Source organism: Eisenbergiella sp. OF01-20 (assembly GCF_003478085.1).
In the GTDB taxonomy this organism is placed as follows: Bacteria; Bacillota; Clostridia; order Lachnospirales; family Lachnospiraceae; genus Eisenbergiella.
Genome location: NZ_QUES01000012.1, coordinates 154602 through 171079, shown reverse-complemented (window position 1 = coordinate 171079; position 16478 = coordinate 154602). Strand labels below are relative to the sequence as shown.

General features: G+C 50.2%; 15 protein-coding genes and 1 pseudogene. 7 read left to right on the top strand and 9 right to left on the bottom strand.

The annotated features are described in order from the left end of the window. Positions 1-154: 154 nt before the first annotated feature. From DXA36_RS15810 to DXA36_RS15800, 3 genes are all read left to right on the top strand, one after another. Positions 155-1057 carry a DUF2268 domain-containing protein gene (locus DXA36_RS15810; protein ID WP_118680482.1) on the top strand — a complete coding sequence of 301 codons (903 nt, stop codon included), beginning with the start codon at positions 155-157 and terminating at the stop codon, positions 1055-1057. Positions 1058-1301: 244 nt separating this feature from the next. Further along, positions 1302-1862, top strand: coding sequence for a GNAT family N-acetyltransferase (locus DXA36_RS15805; RefSeq protein WP_118680481.1), 561 nt, complete (start codon positions 1302-1304; stop codon positions 1860-1862). Between the two features lie 149 nt (positions 1863-2011). Then, positions 2012-2977, top strand: a complete 966-nt coding sequence (locus DXA36_RS15800) for a GNAT family N-acetyltransferase (RefSeq protein ID WP_118680480.1) — start codon at positions 2012-2014, stop codon at positions 2975-2977. Positions 2978-3065: 88 nt separating this feature from the next. Here the strand turns inward: DXA36_RS15800 and DXA36_RS15795 are convergent, their stop codons facing one another. The 5 genes from DXA36_RS15795 to DXA36_RS15775 form a co-directional block, all read right to left on the bottom strand. Next, positions 3066-3371 (bottom strand): YciI family protein, encoded by a 306-nt coding sequence (locus DXA36_RS15795; protein ID WP_118680479.1) that lies wholly within the window; start codon positions 3369-3371, stop codon positions 3066-3068. A gap of 90 nt (positions 3372-3461) precedes the next feature. Further along, the gene (locus DXA36_RS15790; protein WP_118680478.1) at positions 3462-4361 is read right to left on the bottom strand and encodes a hypothetical protein; all 900 of its coding nucleotides are present in this window, start codon (positions 4359-4361) and stop codon (positions 3462-3464) included. Between the two features lie 131 nt (positions 4362-4492). Then, positions 4493-5887, bottom strand: a complete 1395-nt coding sequence (locus tag DXA36_RS15785) for a sensor histidine kinase (protein ID WP_182479099.1) — start codon at positions 5885-5887, stop codon at positions 4493-4495. After that, positions 5877-6542 carry a response regulator transcription factor gene (locus DXA36_RS15780; protein WP_118680476.1) on the bottom strand — a complete coding sequence of 222 codons (666 nt, stop codon included), beginning with the start codon at positions 6540-6542 and terminating at the stop codon, positions 5877-5879. The genes DXA36_RS15785 and DXA36_RS15780 overlap by 11 nt, the downstream gene beginning before the upstream one ends. 148 nt (positions 6543-6690) lie before the next feature. After that, positions 6691-7071, bottom strand: coding sequence for a hypothetical protein (locus DXA36_RS15775; protein WP_147366607.1), 381 nt, complete (start codon positions 7069-7071; stop codon positions 6691-6693). 186 nt (positions 7072-7257) lie between these two features. Between DXA36_RS15775 and DXA36_RS15770 the strand changes: the two genes are divergently transcribed. Then, positions 7258-8169: a cation diffusion facilitator family transporter gene (locus tag DXA36_RS15770; protein WP_118680474.1), complete on the top strand. Its 912-nt coding sequence runs from the start codon at positions 7258-7260 to the stop codon at positions 8167-8169. A 129-nt stretch (positions 8170-8298) separates the two neighbouring features. Here DXA36_RS15770 and DXA36_RS15765 read toward each other — a convergent pair whose 3' ends face one another. From DXA36_RS15765 to DXA36_RS32950, 3 genes and pseudogenes are all read right to left on the bottom strand, one after another. Next, a complete protein-coding gene (locus tag DXA36_RS15765) occupies positions 8299-8658 on the bottom strand; it encodes an S-layer homology domain-containing protein (protein ID WP_279221550.1) in 360 nt (119 codons plus the stop codon). A gap of 27 nt (positions 8659-8685) precedes the next feature. Next, positions 8686-8736 (bottom strand): annotated as a pseudogene (locus tag DXA36_RS33870) (S-layer homology domain-containing protein); the annotation flags it as partial. Positions 8737-8763: 27 nt separating this feature from the next. Next, positions 8764-8904 carry a hypothetical protein gene (locus tag DXA36_RS32950; RefSeq protein ID WP_182479098.1) on the bottom strand — a complete coding sequence of 47 codons (141 nt, stop codon included), beginning with the start codon at positions 8902-8904 and terminating at the stop codon, positions 8764-8766. Positions 8905-9250: 346 nt separating this feature from the next. Here DXA36_RS32950 and DXA36_RS15760 point away from each other — a divergent pair, with 346 nt between their 5' ends. Further along, positions 9251-10138: an alpha/beta hydrolase gene (locus tag DXA36_RS15760; RefSeq protein WP_118680472.1), complete on the top strand. Its 888-nt coding sequence runs from the start codon at positions 9251-9253 to the stop codon at positions 10136-10138. Beyond that, positions 10135-10761, top strand: coding sequence for a TetR/AcrR family transcriptional regulator (locus tag DXA36_RS15755; protein WP_118680471.1), 627 nt, complete (start codon positions 10135-10137; stop codon positions 10759-10761). Before DXA36_RS15760 ends, DXA36_RS15755 begins: the two co-directional genes overlap by 4 nt. Positions 10762-10840: 79 nt before the next feature. On the opposite strand, the gene DXA36_RS15750 is transcribed toward DXA36_RS15755, so the two are convergent. Then, positions 10841-13276: a WD40/YVTN/BNR-like repeat-containing protein gene (locus DXA36_RS15750; RefSeq protein ID WP_118680470.1), complete on the bottom strand. Its 2436-nt coding sequence runs from the start codon at positions 13274-13276 to the stop codon at positions 10841-10843. 300 nt (positions 13277-13576) lie between these two features. On the opposite strand from DXA36_RS15750, the gene DXA36_RS15745 reads away from it, so the two are divergent. After that, entirely contained in the window at positions 13577-16468 is a 2892-nt protein-coding gene (locus DXA36_RS15745; protein ID WP_118680469.1) for an EAL domain-containing protein, read from the top strand. Positions 16469-16478 lie beyond the last annotated feature (10 nt).

The window sequence follows — 16478 nt, the reverse complement described above, 5'->3', positions numbered from 1 at the left end:
TCATCAAACACGAATTTAAAGGGTGAAATAAGAATTAACTAATACATTTTAGGCTATATCCAGCGGCTGGTATTGACTTTGACGCGGCGTCATAGTGTAAGCTATGCCTGTGGTTCGAACCCTATCTAAAAATGAAGGAAATGAGGATTTGATTATGAATATAAAAGCGATCCGCTCCGATGTGCTGTACCGCCGGATGGCGGCAGCATCTGAGAAAGATAAAGAAACGATCTACCGTTATGAGCTTATGAAACCCTTCGCTTACAAATGGAATTGTATCGGAATACCGTTGCAGGCGGAGGACGGCGGCTGCGATGTGGTGTCGGTAAGCCGCATGAACGGAGGTTATGCACCGTCCGGGATTACGGAGGCGCTTCTGCCGGAAATCGATAAAATCAGCAGCAACGCTTTCTGGAACGCCTGCGAAAACAGTATCCGTACATCACTCAACGGCTTTGAGGGGCATGGCATCCGGCTTCCGGTACAGGATTATTTATTTACCGTTCTTCTTAACGATCCCGGTAATCCCATGTCCCGGATGACCGGCGATTACTGCGGGGACGGCGGTATTCCCGGCTATATTTTCGGCACGATTATTCCCAGGGAACACTCCCTGCAAATGCTGCCGGTGGCTTTGGCCCATGAAACAAACCATAATGTCAGATGGCAGTTTATGCAGTGGAGTCCCGCCGTTACCCTGGCCGATATGCTGGTATCCGAAGGTCTTGCGGAAAACTTTGCGGCATATCTGTTCGGAGAATATAACATAGGTATATGGGTAAAAAACACCCCCGCTGAGGTATTACAGAACACCATTAAACCAGCAATTAAAGCCCATTTACATGAAAAGGACTTTCCGGTATTGTCCTCGTATCTGTACGGCGACGATATTATAGCCCTGCAGGGCGGTATTCCTGTGGGAATGCCCTACTGTGCCGGATATGCCTGCGGATACGCCCTGATCCGGCATTACCTGAAAAAGACGGGCCGGAATATATATGAGGCAACGCTTCTGCCCACCGGGGATATTCTGGCGGAAACGGAGGATTTCTGGTAAAAAAATATATAGGTTTGTTCGCTTTCCGGGGTATAAGCCTGGAAAGCGCCGGTAACAGGGTATAATTGGCAGAACGGCATTACATACAAAAAGGGGAAAAGGGAAGTTTCCCCAGCCCACAGCAGATTTTAGTATCGAATACCATTCAAAGCAGTGGTAATGCTTGCTAAAATATTGTAAAATAAATTCAGATATTCTCACAACGTGGCACTTCTAATTATATGTGTTCAGGGGAAATAAATTTATGATTCTAAAAACATCATCAGGATTAACTATTATTATAAGACCGGAAATAAAGGCGGAATATGAAGTTGTCAACCAATTAATTTATAAGGCATTTTCCGAAAATTACGGCACAGCTACAGGCTCATTTATGATGGAACATTTTATAGAAGAACGAAAGAAAAAAACTTTTATACCGGAACTTTCTCTTGTGGCACTAGCGGAAAACAAAACGGTTGTTGGTGAAGTCGCGCTTCATGAAACTGATATTGTAACAGGCTCGGACCGAAATACGCAGTTAACGCTTTCCCAGACTGCGGTTTTACCTAAATATAGAATGCATGGTATTATGAGAGAACTTGTAAATTATGCTTTAAATAAAGCAAGAGAATTGGGATATGGTGCTGTATTCCTGGGTGGCAATCCTGCTGTTTATGGCAGATTTGGATTTGAACCGTCTTGTAACTATGGCATTTATCATGAAAACAGAAAAAAATGGGGAGATGAGGGGTTTATGGTTTGTATCCTAACCCCTGGTGCGCTTGATGGAGTCACCGGCACTACTTCCTATTATGGGGGATGAAGCTTCCCTGCAAAATAAACGGCAGCGATTGGATCATACACAAGGAGTGCCGCATCCTCTATAGTTCACCGACTGATAAAGCATAGAATATTATACACGTTACAAAGCATATACCAATAAATAAAAGTTTTTAACAGGAGAATTTCATAATGATTAAAATATCTTCTATGAAAACCGAAAATATACCTGACGCAGTCAACCTTTGGAAAGCACAGTTTACCCATTATTGCCATTGCCCATCCTTTCCGGATTTTACGGATGGCGGAGACAAAATAATCGAAACTTATTTAAAAGAGCAGATAAATAAAGGAAACGTAATAGCTGCAATAAAAAACGATACGGTTATCGGTTTCATGGCATGGTTGTATTTTGATTTTCACAACGAAAGAACTGCATTTCTGCCTGCTGCCGGTCATGCAGCTTCCTTACATAATGAGGACAGAATCTATGAAGGAATGTACGGTTATGCTGCTGAGAAATGGGTATCTGATAACCGATTGAATCATATGTGGATGACATATTTCGATGATGAAATTTTGAAAAACAGCTTATATGATTTAGGGTTTGGATCCTATGTAATAGATGCCTGCCAATCGTCCGGGTTAGCGCCCCACAGTGCAAAAACAAATTACAGAATATCGTTTGCTTCCGTAAACGATGCGGATAGTCTGCTGGAATTTGCTGACACAACAAACGCTTATTATGCTGAAAGTCCCATATTTCTAAAACGTGGCAAATTCACAAAAGATGAAATTATGAACTTACTTATTCAGGACTATGTCCTGCTTGCATGGGATGCCGGTAAAATTATCGGTGTAATGAGTTTTTCCATCCATCAAGATTATCACTTTGAGCGTCTGACTACTCCTGACAGTGCATATATAAAAACAATTGGTGCCTTTATTCACCCGGATTACCGGGGAAAAGGCATAGGAACCGTCCTGTTAGAACAAGCATTTAACTTTTGCCGTGTAAAAGGGAAATCTCATATCCATGTCAGTTATGAATCTGCCAATCCAAATGCCCGTTGTTTCTGGCCGAAGTATTTCAAACCGGCTATCCGATCGGTAAGAAGAACTATAAATAAGGATGTGCCAGTGAAGTCGGATCTTTAACAGCTTCCGAACAGAAATAAATCCTCCCTGTTAGAAATCAACGTTGCCGCAGTCTTGCTTTCCAACGGGGAGGATTTTTTTGTTCTTCTCAGAAAGGCAGTAAATAGTTATTTTCTCTGTCAGCCACTTGCAATGCTTTCAGTTTATATGTGGCGTATCCCTCCAGGACAAGGGGTTCCAGCTTACAAAGGCTTTCGGCCTCCTCATAGCTTTTTGCCCTGATAATATACATACCGGCAACGCCGGTATAGCCTTTAAATACTCCGCACAGCTCCAGAAAACCCTTGTCATCCAGGCACTTTAAGTTTGCTACATGCCGTTCAATTACCGCTTTGGTAACCTTGTTGTACGTTTTGTTTTTTTCAAGAAATACTACATAGAGCCATCTGTCCATTCTTTTTCTCCTTTTTTAGGAGAATTATAACATATCTAATGTGACACCTGGCTGTCGCATTAGAAAAATTATTCTTACCCGCACGGCCGGTTATCCCACACTATTCGGATCATAATCCACCCCCTTATACTGTTTCGACAGGGATACCAGGGATTTGTCCGACCGGTCGATTTCCACCTGCACCTGATTGCCGCCCGCATCCGTAACCAGAATCGTTATATAAACATAGGAAGCCGGTATTTCTTCTCCCCAGGGAACCAGGATAACATCCGGATCGGCAGTCTTTTCCTCCGGTTCCATGGTCATAACCGCACCCTCCGGCATTTCGTAATCATATCCCGGTGCCAACAGCGCTCCTGTTGTCAGGAATTCGGCTTTTACCGGTTCTACGGACAGCAGTTTTCGGGCGTAGGTTTTGGCAAGTTCGTTGTATTCGTCGCTGTTGGCACGATAGTATTCCTCTATTTTCTCTTCCTTGAAAAGAATGGTTTCCTTGCCTTCCGCCGGGAAATCCTGGCGAATAATGGATTCCGGTTCACCGGAAACCGCCTCGATACCGAATCGATAGGGCGCTTTGTGCCTGTCTCCGCCTTCGGTAATCACATCCCCGTACCAATAACCGATTGCCCGGGAAGGATCCATGAAATAATACATATATAGCGTACAGCCTTTCAAATCAACACCGAACACCTCCCATAGATAACGGGCACCGATTTCCGCTGCTTCCTCCGCCGAAACAGCGTTGGAATTGGAGGCATGATACATCGGATCCACCTGCACTTTATAGTCTGCTTTCGTATACCCCACTGCCTGAGGCGCCGCGGCTGCCGGTTCCTGCCAGGATGCCTGCAGCTTTACCGGCTTGTCATGGGCGGCCGCAAATACATAGCGGTTAACGGCTGCAAAGCCTCCTCCAAACAGGCATAACGCAAGCCCTCCCGCAAGCAGCCCTCTGTAAATTCCTTTTTTCCTGCGCTTTTTCTCTCTCATCCGTAAAAACTCCTTTCTGTTTTTAAGAGGGGACATAGCCGTTTTGTACCTCGTGGTTACGTTTTATGCTTTTTGTCCCTTCTGATAAACGCAGTATAAAACAGCGTTTGCAAGAAACGGTCAATAAGTTGTTACGGCAATGTAAATATTACTTTAACGGTAGTCCCGACCTGAACCTTTGACTCAAATATCATTTCCGCGCCGTGGCATTCCGCAATCTGGCGGCATATGGCAAGTCCCAGGCCCGCGTTTCCAGACTCCCTGTTCCGGGACGGATCCACCCGGTAAAAAGGTTCTCTTATCTTATCCAGCTGGTCTGCCGGGATCCCCTTCCCCTGATCCGATACGGAAAGGATCGCTTTATCCCCTTCCCGGTATGCATGCCAGCGGACAGTGCTGCCGCAGCTGCAGGCATCTGCGGCATTATTGGTAAGGTTTACAAGAAGGCTCTGCAGCAGATCCTCATCTCCATACAGACAGCCGCAGTCGTCTTCCCATAAAAGCCGGATTTTTTTCTCCTCCAGCCTCTTGTGAAGCAGCTTTCCCACTCCGTCAAACAGTTCCCGTATGAAGCATTTTTTCTTTTCACAGGAGCCGTTGGTCAGGGTTGCCAGTGTCAGAAGCCGATCCGCAATATTCAGGATATACCGGCTGTCCTCAATGATATATCCTGCCATGGTTATCCGTTCTTCTTCACTTAATACGGATTTCTGCATATATTCCGCAAAGCCGCAGACGGAGGTGAGAGGGGTACGTATTTCATGGGAAAAATTATCTATGAACTGCTGTTTTTGTCTGGCGTCCCGGGAAAGCTTTGTCACGGCCTCTTGTACCTTTTGGGCCATATCGTTGAAGCTGTCCGCCATCACGGCCAGTTCCCGGTTACCGGGCACCGGTATCCTTTTTTCATAATTGCCCCCGGCGATTTCCCTGGAGGCTGCCACCACCTGGGAAAAAGGCCGGAAGGTGAGATTAAGAAGAAGCAGAAGCAGCACCCCCGCCAATGCGGAAAAGCCTGTTCCAATCACCAGCAGCGTGTTGCGCAGCTTTTCCCACATCCCTATCATGGAGGTAATATCTGAAATATACTGGATTTTATATTCCTGCTTTGTATGGGGAAAATAACCGGTCACAATAATATACTCTTTTCCGTCCAGACGTTTCAGGACCGCCGTTCTGTCATTTTCCCCGTTATCCGAATACAGCTTTCCCTTCCAGGGAAAGGGGAAGCTGCTGCAGAGCATTTCGTTTCCCTGAAATATTTCAAGATATCCCTTTTGTCTGGCATAATGCTCCGAATAATAAGTAAACAGATATTGTATCACCTCTTCTTTTTTTGCCCCTCTTTCCATCAGGCTTTTCAGTTCCTTCCCCATGGAGGAGGATATCAGATAATGTTCGTTTCCTCCCCGCTCCATGGCGGTTTCCACCTGCATCCGGAAAAAGAGGGCGGAAATGAGCGTAAGGCTGGTAAAAAAAACGGTGAGAAAAAGGAGAAACGTCACTGTAAATGTCCTAATTTTCATTGGAAATCTCCAATCGGTACCCGATTTTATATACGGTCCTGATATAATCCTCCAGCCCCAGTTTGCTTCTGATCCGCTGGATATGCACATCCACCGTCCGTGTTTCCCCCGCATATTCGTATCCCCAGACCAGCTCCTTCAGCTTGTCCCGGGACAACGCGATATTCCTATTGCGGATGAGGATTTCCAGCAAATCAAATTCCTTGGGTGCACAGTCCACAGGTCTGCCGCCTTTATAGACCGCCCGTGCCTCAAAATCAACCTTTACATCCCCGATAAGGAAGATCTTTTCCGTTTTATGGAACCTGCGCAGAACCACATCCACACGGGCCTGCAGCTCCAGGAGTTCAAATGGCTTGACAATGTAATCCTCCGCCCCCAGGCGCAGCCCCTTTACCCGGTCCTTCAGATCGGATTTCGCAGTGAGGAAGATAACGGGCGGATGGGGATCCTCCAGGCTGTCCAGCACTTCAAAGCCGTCCATCCCCGGAAGCATTACATCCAGGATTATCAGATCATATTGCCGCTCACAGAGCCTTTCATATACAGCCGGACCGTCGTACAGACTTTCGCAGGAATGGCCTACCAGGCTCAAATTGCTGCATATTAATATATTCAGACGTTTATCGTCTTCTACCACCAGTATTCTTGCCATAGGATTACCGCCTTTGTTCCTTTTTTTCTATGATAACGGATCCATGTAAATAAGTTGTTAACACCCGGAAAGGCAAAAGGCCTCTTCCCTGCTCTCCTTCGCATATTATTTCCGGATTGCAAGACCGCTTTCCATAGATACCGAACGATCAGCTGCCGCCGGATAACAGCCATTCCTTTGCTTTTTCAAAATCTTCCCTAAAGGCTATGACAAACCCGCTTTTCGAGAGGGCCTTTTTCAACGCCTTCTTTTCCGCTCTTCCCACTCCTACAAAGGCAACTCTCGTAATCCTCTTCTCCCCGCTCATAAATAGCCGGGCAATTTCCGTTATAAGCGGGGCGTTCACACGGGTTCCTTCCAGATTGACAGCTACGGCTCCGGGCATTGACGGCCGTTTAAGCCTTGCATAATCTTCCCGCAGTTTCAGGATAGCCGCATCCGTTGCCTCATGAATTCCGTCCAGATGCTCAATCCATAGTTCCCCTCCCCCATAAAATAACCGAAAAGACTCCTTCTTTATTCCTGCCATTTCTTCTTCCCGCATCTCGTACACATCCCTGTCCTTTTTTCTTTTTAGTTAGGTACCTTGACATTTTGTTCATAAAGTGATACGTTATATTTTACAAGGTACCTAGCGTTTTTTCCGGTCAGCAGTTACGGCAACAGTACCCGCCTTCCGGAACCCCTGTATTATCAGCAAAGGAGATAACATCATATGGAACAAACTTATCCTGTCTTAAATAAAAATACCGGCCGTGACGCCCTCGGACGCAGAACCGGCTGGCTGGGACTCTGCGGGAATCTGCTGCTGGTCCTGATAAAGCTTACCGCGGGTTATTTCAGCAACAGTATTGCCATAACCGCGGATGCCCTGAATAATCTTACCGACTGCGGTTCCTCTCTTTTGACCATAGCCGGCTTTACCTTGTCCGCAAGGGAAAAGGATCGGGCACACCCTTATGGTCATGGACGCATGGAATATGTATGCGGTTTTCTGATTTCCATCCTGATACTGCTGACTGCAGTGTCCGTTGGAAAATCCTCCCTTGGCCGGCTGCTCCGACCGTCCGTCGTCCTGGTTTCCCCGGCTATCCTGCTGCCTCTGATCCTGGGCATCGGGATCAAGCTTGCCATGGCCTGGTACGTAAACCGTATCAACCGGACAGCAGCTTCCGCTGCGCTGAGGGCCGTGCGAAACGACAATCTTTCAGATTCCCTTGTAACTGCTGTGACGTTGGCCGGTATCCTGCTGATCCCTTTCACCCGCCTTCCGCTCGACGGTATTCTGGGAATTCTGGTGGCACTCTCCATCCTTTGGTCCGGCATTTCCTCCTTTGGGGAAAATCTGGTTCTGCTTATCGGGGAAGGCGCCACTCCGGAAACCGAGCGGCAAATCCGTAAGATCCTGTCGGAATATACCATTTTTGAAGAGACCGCAGAGATCAACCTGCATGATTACGGGCCGGAGGAAAAACTGGCATTCATCAAAGTACGTTTTTCCGGTTCTCCTCATTCCCCGGAGACATTCCATACTTTGAAAGAAGTAAAGCAACGGCTGAAGGAAGAACTGCAGCTGGATGCCACGTTGTATGTGGACACCCTGGACAACTGCCCGGAAACAGACTGATGAACGCACACCAATACGTCCTTTCTCCGGCCTCCGAAAGAGGAAAATAAGAAAAATATAGTCTAACCTTATTATAAGCAGATCCTCCTGTCAAGGCAGAATAAATGACAGTGCCGTCTGTATTTCCTGTTAAGCGCCAGTACCCATCTTTCCACAGATGCTTCTTTCCAGGCGATATGCAGAAAAGCCGCCGATTTCCCTCCAGCCGGCGAGAGCCTTACCGCCCTGAAAGCAGAGTAAATGACCGGAATCGTTCTTTGCCCAGCCGTTGGCCGTGGCCGGGTCAATTACCACTTCTATAAACCGGCGCAGCATTGCCGATGCTTCGGCGCGGGTGGCGTTTTCCTGCGGGTCGAAACGATTCCCGTCCCTGCCTTTGCTAATTCCGGCCCGCTGCATGACGGCGATTTCCTTTGCCGCCCATGCGCTGCTTTTATCGTTGTCCGCATAGGTGACAGCCGTAAGCGGTGTGGGAAGGGAATAACCCATCTGTCCGGCGTAGTCTGCGATGATAACCGCCATCTGTTCCCGTGTCACAGGAGCGTCAGGGCGGAACAGCTTGCCGCCCCAGTGCGGTGACGAACATCCCCCGCGTCATTGGACCGTCCGGAGAGAACAGGTTATTCCCTGTACCCGGGGATGCTCCGCCTCCTTCCGCGCTGCCAAAAGCCCGGCGCATTCCTCCCGGATGGGAAAACGCTGCCGCTTTGACAGACCGCCGGATTTTACTGCCATCTCCAGGATATAGGCCTCCTTCCGCCCAAGGGGAAGCCCCCGGCCTCCTCCCTCAAACAGCGTATGGCTTCGGCAATCGCACCGAAAGATGATACGCGTTTTCTTTAATACCCATAAGATATCACCGTCTTATACGCAAATACGAATGTGATCCGCAATGGCACAAAAACAAAAATATGTGCCGCTTTTCTGCGGTCTCCTTGCAAAGAAGCCGCGGGCGTAATATACTGTACTCATCTTAACTCCAGGGTCTGTTCCGGACAGCGGGATCCCCGCCCTGCGAGCTTTTATTTTACAGGCCGGTTAGCCAAGGCTAATCAGCGTCTGACAGAAGGAGGCCCCTGTGATGACCCTGAAAGAGAATTATATGCAGTTTACGAAAGCGGTACCCTTACGCACCGCCTATTTGAAGCACGGCACGTTTACCTACCGGTATTATAGGAACAGCCGACGTTTGGCCCCGGACGTCACCCTGGTATTTCTGGCGGGCGGTACCGGGCTTGGAGACAGCTTTTTTTACATGTATGAATCCCTTCTGCCCAATTACAGCTTTATTTCTTTTACTTATCCCATGGATTTTCCCACCAACGCCTCCCTTGCGGATGCTATGGCGGAGTTATTTGAACAGATCGGCGCCCGGAACATCTACCTGGTGGGCCAGTCCTACGGAGGGCTTCTGGCCCAGGTAACCGCAAGACGCCATCCCCGGCTCATAAAGGGCATGATCCTGTCGGGCACCTGCTCTTTATCCAATGACCTTGACTTTGAAGGGATACAGAATCTCGTACACATGATTAACCCGGATAAAACCAGGAAAAGCCTGCGGATGGATACCTATTTGCCCATGTTTCTGCTGTTTCCGCTTTTTAAATGGATGTGCAGGCGCACGATTGCCGACAAAAAGGCGGCGGAACTGTGCAGCGGTATTTTCGATTTGTTGAAGGGGGAGCTGTCCCATGCATATCTGGCCCATATGGATACCCTGCTGGGAGACCTGATCACCGAATTCGGTACTCACCGGCCGGAAGATTTTGAACCGTTCCGGAACGAAGTGCTGCTTTTCTTTTCCCGGGACGATCAGATATTCTGTAACAGCCTGAAGGACGCCCTGATCCGGCTGATGCCCGATCCTGTTATTGTGCCCGACCTGAAAGGCGGACATCTGGCTATGCTGCTCAGTTGTGAAGATTACCTTTCCGCATTGGATTCATTCCTTGCAGAAAGAAATGTATGAAAGGAAAAAAGATGGATAAAACGGCGGATACCTGCCCTTACGGCAGCCCGGATAATGGATGCCGCAAAACACAGGCTTTTGTTACGCGCAAAGAAAAGCAGTCCGGACAGTGTATCAGCAACGCACTGTCCGGGCTGCTGGAGCAAAAAGCATATCATGATATAACAATAAGCCAAATCGCCCAGAAGGCTTATATCGGCCGCAGAACGTTTTACCGCTATTTCCAGACTAAGGATGAGGTGATGAGATATACCATATCCCTGCTCATGGATGATTTTGCTGATACGCTGCGGAAAAACCATGCAGAGGATCTGAAAGGAATTTCCCAATCCTATTTTGCGTTCTGGGAAAATCACATCGATATGCTGCTTCTTTTACAGAAGCAGCATCTGCTATACTTCATTGAGGACGATATGCCCGAACTCATCCGCGATGTGGCGGTAAAAATAAACCATATCCCCCCGGAAACCGAATGGAACCCGCCGCCGGCGGAAATGGAAAAATACTTGTATATGTTCCATTTCCGTCTGGCCGGTTTCTGGAAGCTCACTCTGATCTGGTGTGCGGAGGTTCCCCGGAAAACGCCGGAGCAGATGAGCGCGCTGATAGAGGAAATCCTATAGGAAACCAAACAACAATCCCTGGGAATAAGGGCTTTCCGGCTGTATCTGACGGGCGGCTGGTTATGCATAGAGAATTCTCTTACGACTTCCCTGTCCCAGGTACCATTTCATCAAACTGAAAGCTTTTCCCCCGATCCTCCGACCGGTATCTTGCCAGCGCCCATGCATCCCCTCCGTCATAATCGCCGTCGGCTCCCTGGCCGCAGAGTACATAGAGAACGCCGTTTTCCCAATAGGGCATGCGGGGATAATCATAGGGGGCGAAGGTCCCTCCCCCTTCCAGGGTCACCAGCTTCTCTTCCATGTCCGCCGGGCTGTAGGAAAATCCCCCGTCCTCCGTCACATACAGCTGTGCGCTGTCGCCTCCGTTGTGCGCAAGGGCGGCAAAGCCAAAGTCCTCATCCAAAAAGGTAAAATCAATATCCATTCCCGTCTGGGAATTAAAAGGATCCGTTCCCACCTTATACCAGGTTTTCCCGCCGTCATAGCTTTTCGCCAGCCCGTAAAACCGGCTTCCCAGTGCTGCATCCAGCACCACCATACGGAAGGTGATCCCCTGCTCCTTAAGCACCATTTCCCTGGCGAAATCCCCGTTATAGCTGTCCCAGCGTACTTCCCCTTCTCTCGGCCCGCTTCGCCTTTTCCCCGGATCCGATGTATCCCCGCCGCTGTTTAATGGGAGTTCCGCCGTCTGTGCGTTCTCCGCCGTTTCCCCCACTGCAGCAATGCCGGTCATTCCTCTCTTGATGACGGCCTGATAGACTTCCTTTGTCTGCAGCCTGCTGTCCGGCTGCAGTTCCGGCGTCTGTGACTGCACCATGCGGTAACGGTAATGCAGACAATCCTCCGTGATTCCGTCATACAGCAGATACAGAGATGCCTGGCCGTCCAGCCGCATGGCAGGGGACTCCTCATAGGTGGTTTCCACAGCAGCCGGATACCGTCCCTCCAGCATTTCCTTGTACAGCTCCCGCATCCCTTCCTCCGGCGCTTTGGCAAATCCGTATCGGTCCGCCGTATCATATTCCCCGCTCAGGAAATACGAATATTCTTTGTTATCCGACAATACATATATTTCCCCAGGCTCCCCCTCCGGCCCCCAGACATCGTCTGTTCCGAAGGTACGGTACACATAGTATCCCAGCGCAGTTTTCACCATCCGGAACGTATATTTCATTTCCACCCGGCTTCCCTCCGCCACCTGGCCGGCAATCCCCGGGGCGGCGATAAATTCTGTGGTATGCACCTCATACATGCCGTCCTCCTGATAGCCTGCCAGACACTGTATAGAATTCATCTGAACCGCACAATCATACCCGTTTACCCGGTAAGTCTTTGTAAACTCCTTCAGGATATTCCGTACATTCCAGCATTCCTCCGTGTCCGCTGCCGCCACAAAAAAGATCCCGTCCTGCTTCGGGGCATACCCTTCTCCGGATGGATTGTTTTCCGCCAGGAAATACATTTCTTTAACAATGGCTTCTTCCGTATTCTGTTTTTCCCGGCTGTTTCCCCAAAGATACTGCTTCAGCTTTACCCAGATTTCGTTCTCTCTTTCCCCTTCCGAAGCGCTCTCACTTCCGTTCCATGCTTCCCGTTCATCCGTACTGCTAAATATAACAGGCTTCGTTTCCCCCATATCTGCCGCACAAAGGGTCAGAGTCCCTCCCTGTGCGATTCTTCCGTCATTCAGCCGGCAGTCCTGATTCATAACCAGACTCCACTGTACACCGGTTCCTTTCCCGAGGGTCACAGCAATAGTCCCATATCGTTCGCAGTCGCTGCTGTCAAAAGTCTGCAGGCCCTCCGGCGTTTCCAGCTGCGCCATACCGCCTATTTGCAGACGCCATTTCCCGCCGTCAACTTCCGCTTCCCAGCTGCCGCTCATGGCAGCCAGAGGATCCCTATAGGAAATCCCATCTCCCCGCTCTCCATAAGTTGCCAGATACTGATGAAGAACTCCGTCCCCATCCCTCCCGGTTACTGCACAGACATCATTCTCCAGCCACTGGTATTTCAGCGCTTCCAGCCTCTGAAACGGCAGCATATCCTTCTCCCGTTTCCAAAATCCATAATATATCCGGGCAACAGCCAGCGTATGGTTCTCCCTGTCTTCCACTATCACAAGGGTATTCTTTTCATCCGGGGATTTCCGTACGCTGACCGTTTCCGGGAGGAGCAGCGTAACGCAGACTACCGCCAGCACCGCAGTCAGAAGCCCGCAGCCTGCCAGAAGCCCCTTCGCTTTTTTCCCAACCGGCAGCCATAATACCAGAAGCAGCGCCGCCGCCAGAAGCACGCCCGCAATGACCGCCGGCTCCATCCACGGAAACAGCCAGCTCAGCCCCCTCGGAAGCACCACTTTCCGGTAAAGCACAGCCCCGCTCCCCAGCACTGCCCCTGCAAAAACCAGCAACACTGTACCTGTTATCCTGCCCGCCCGATTCGTTTTCCTCTTCTCCACAGACGTTTCCTTTTGCACATCGGTGGTGTCCTGTTCTTTTTTATCATCCATTCCGGCAAATCCCCTCTATCATTTCCGGCCCGATACCAAAGGGCATAAAACAGTTTCTTTCTGCATTATACCCCCTGTCCCTCCCGGCCGCAATCAAATCCTCCCGGAACACCCTCATGCCGTCAAACGGCCGGGAAGGGACAACAGCGGTAACAGTTCAGACTTGTCTGAACTGTTACCAACAGCCTGTATATAAAACATCTCCGAAAAGGTTTTGCGTTGCTTTACTTTCACCGCAGTGTTATTATGGATACAGAGTCTGAGGGAACAGAACGCCGCCATATTGGGAGAATCAATAGCATGTCACCTGCAACAAAGGCCCTTATCCGGGCATTTTCTTTTTTTATCCTGCTTCTGCTTTGTCCGCTGCCTTTGCCTGTTTCAGCGGAAGAAACGCCGCCTGTCCGTGTGGGCTACTATGAAGACGGCGATTATATGTATTACAATGCCCAGGGGGAATACGAGGGCTATAATTTTGAATTTCTCCAGGAAATTTCCAAGCTGAGCGGCCTGCGCTATGAAGTGGTTGATACACAGAGCTGGCAGAATGCGCTTCAGCTTTTAATTGATGGTGAAATCGACATTCTTCCTTCGGTTTACCGGACAGAGGAACGTATGGATCAGATGTTTTTTACGGATCAGCCCATGTGTAATATCTACACCACTCTGAATGTGCGAATGGATGATACCCGTTATGATTATGAAGATTTTGACGCGTTTCAGGGAATGCGGGTAGGAATCATCCGCGGCGGCGAGGACGGGGAAAACTTTAAGCGTTACTGCGGGGAGCATGACGTAGAGCTGGATATCGTGGATTATGACGAAACCGACGCGCTGCTCACAGCGCTGGAGGAAGGGGAGCTGGACGGCGTGGCTATCACCCATCTGGGCCGCGGCAGCATCTTCCGCAGTGTGGCCCAGTTTGCCCCCAACCCGCTGTATATCGCCGTTTCCAGGAAGAAACCGGAGCTGCTCGCCCGGATAAACCGGGCCATTAACGATATCCTTCTGCGCAATCCCGGCTACCAGATGGATCTGTATGATAAATATCTGGCTCCCAGCGCCAATCAGAAGCCTGTGCTTACCAAGGAAGAACGGGAATATATCCGCACGGCGGAGCCGATCCGGGTCTCCTATGATCCTTCCTTCGCACCGCTGGCTTACCGCAGGCCTGACGGAAGCTTCGGCGGGGTGGCGGCTGATATTTTCAGCCTGATTTCCCAGGGAAGCGGACTTGTCTTTACCTTTGAAGCCCGCACCGCGGCGGAATCGCTGGAAGCGCTGAAGCGGGGCGATACCGATGTACTCAGCGTGGTTGACGGGGATTATCTCTGGGACGAACGGAATCAAATGAACACCACTCTGTATTACCTGAATGCGCCCGGCGTGTTAATCACCGGCAGTGACGGAGGGGTCGTGAAAACGCTGGCTCTGCCGGAGGGCTACCAGTTATCCGAACGGGTTGCCCGGAATAATCCGACATGCACGGTCCTCTATTTTTCATCGCTGGAGGAGTGCTTTGACGCTGTGCTGGAAGGCAAGGCCCAGGCCACCTACACCAATACCCATGCCGCCAATTATTTACTCAGCGATCCCGGATACGATAAGCTCAATGCCACCACCCTGACCCAGTATCCCAGTGATCTGTGCATCGGGGTATCCAAATCCGCCGATTCCCGCCTTTTTACCATATTGGATAAATATATCCAGTATATGGCCAGTGAACAGGTGGATGATTTGCTGACCAGGAATTCCACGATTTCCAGGCCGATCAGCGTGGACGCCTTCGTCCGGCAGCATATCTGGCTGGTGACAGGGCTGGTGACCGCCGTGCTGGGAAGCGTTATCCTTCTATTGTGTATTAACCTGTTTACAAATTCCAGGAAAAACCGGCGGATTCAGAATCTGCTTTTCAAAGATGAGCTGACAGGGCTTAATAACCTGAACCGCTTTTATATCCGTTCCGGTGAACTGCTCCGGGAAAAGGGGGAAACGCCTTATGCGGTTCTCTATTGTGATATCGACCGTTTCAAGCTGATCAACGATAATTTCGGCTTTGAAGAGGGAGATCGCGTCCTCCGCGCTTTCGGGCTGCTTCTGCAGCAGTCCATGGACAGCCGGGAATGCTGCGCCCGTCTATCGGCGGACAATTTTGTACTGCTTCTGGAATGCGGGGACTGGGATAAACTGGCATCCCGCCTGAACCAGCTCGGAAACAGGCTGAACCAGTGGCGCAGGGAAAAAGGCGTGATTCCCTATGAAATCGGACTGTCCTTCGGCGCTTACCGGGTGGAGGCCGACGAGAACCACGATCTCCAGCAGATGCTGGATCTGGCAAATTACGCCAGACACAGCGCCAAGGATGCAACTGCCGGAGGGATTGTATTATACGATGAAAAAATGAGGCAGAAGGCCCTGCTCGACCAGGAGCTGGAGGGCCGCCTGTCCGCAGCGCTGGAGCAGCGGGAATTTGTAGCCTATTACCAGCCGAAGGTGAACATGGAAACCGGAGCTATCATCGGCAGCGAAGCCCTTGTCCGGTGGAACCATCCCGAACACGGCCTGCTGATGCCCGGCTCTTTTATCCCTTTTTTTGAGAAAAAGGGGCTTATCGTCCAGGTTGATCTTTTCTTATTTGAATCCGTATGCCGGACCATCCGCAGCTGGCTGGATCGGGAGCTGCCCGTATCCGCCGTCTCCTGCAATTTTTCCCGTCTGCATTTCGGCCGTCCGGGTTTTGCGGAGCAGATCGCGGCGATTGCGGATCAATATCAGGTTCCCCGCGCGCTGCTGGAGGTGGAGATCACAGAAAGCGCCATAGCCAGCGTGCCCGACAGCATTGCCCCTGTTCTAACGCAGCTGAAGCGGCTGGGCTTTCAAATCGCCATCGACGATTTCGGTTCCGGGTATTCCTCTCTCGGCCAGCTTCAGCGGCTCCGGGCCGATGTTCTCAAGCTGGATCGCAGCTTTGTGGGCGACGGGCTTCAGGGCAAGCGGGAGCAGATCGTAATCGAGAATCTGGTGAATATGGTCAGGGCGCTTGGAATGTCCGTCATCTGCGAGGGTGTGGAAACCCAGGAGCAGGCGCGGGAGCTTCTGCGGATGGGATGCTGCCTGGCCCAGGGCTTTTACTATTACCGGCCCATGCCGGCCGAATCGCTGGAACAGCTTATGCGCTTTCCTCCGGCTTAGGAGAAGGGTC

What these genes read in the sequence shown, in the direction of transcription:
- DXA36_RS15810 (WP_118680482.1), top strand. Translation starts at nt 155, where the DNA reads ATGAATATAAAAGCGATCCGCTCCGATGTGCTGTACCGCCGGATGGCG.
- DXA36_RS15805 (WP_118680481.1), top strand. Translation starts at nt 1,302, where the DNA reads ATGATTCTAAAAACATCATCAGGATTAACTATTATTATAAGACCGGAA.
- DXA36_RS15800 (WP_118680480.1), top strand. Translation starts at nt 2,012, where the DNA reads ATGATTAAAATATCTTCTATGAAAACCGAAAATATACCTGACGCAGTC.
- DXA36_RS15795 (WP_118680479.1), bottom strand. Translation starts at nt 3,371, where the DNA reads ATGGACAGATGGCTCTATGTAGTATTTCTTGAAAAAAACAAAACGTAC.
- DXA36_RS15790 (WP_118680478.1), bottom strand. Translation starts at nt 4,361, where the DNA reads ATGAGAGAGAAAAAGCGCAGGAAAAAAGGAATTTACAGAGGGCTGCTT.
- DXA36_RS15785 (WP_182479099.1), bottom strand. Translation starts at nt 5,887, where the DNA reads ATGAAAATTAGGACATTTACAGTGACGTTTCTCCTTTTTCTCACCGTT.
- DXA36_RS15780 (WP_118680476.1), bottom strand. Translation starts at nt 6,542, where the DNA reads ATGGCAAGAATACTGGTGGTAGAAGACGATAAACGTCTGAATATATTA.
- DXA36_RS15775 (WP_147366607.1), bottom strand. Translation starts at nt 7,071, where the DNA reads ATGGCAGGAATAAAGAAGGAGTCTTTTCGGTTATTTTATGGGGGAGGG.
- DXA36_RS15770 (WP_118680474.1), top strand. Translation starts at nt 7,258, where the DNA reads ATGGAACAAACTTATCCTGTCTTAAATAAAAATACCGGCCGTGACGCC.
- DXA36_RS15765 (WP_279221550.1), bottom strand. Translation starts at nt 8,658, where the DNA reads ATGGGTTATTCCCTTCCCACACCGCTTACGGCTGTCACCTATGCGGAC.
- DXA36_RS32950 (WP_182479098.1), bottom strand. Translation starts at nt 8,904, where the DNA reads ATGGCAGTAAAATCCGGCGGTCTGTCAAAGCGGCAGCGTTTTCCCATC.
- DXA36_RS15760 (WP_118680472.1), top strand. Translation starts at nt 9,251, where the DNA reads ATGACCCTGAAAGAGAATTATATGCAGTTTACGAAAGCGGTACCCTTA.
- DXA36_RS15755 (WP_118680471.1), top strand. Translation starts at nt 10,135, where the DNA reads ATGAAAGGAAAAAAGATGGATAAAACGGCGGATACCTGCCCTTACGGC.
- DXA36_RS15750 (WP_118680470.1), bottom strand. Translation starts at nt 13,276, where the DNA reads ATGGATGATAAAAAAGAACAGGACACCACCGATGTGCAAAAGGAAACG.
- DXA36_RS15745 (WP_118680469.1), top strand. Translation starts at nt 13,577, where the DNA reads ATGTCACCTGCAACAAAGGCCCTTATCCGGGCATTTTCTTTTTTTATC.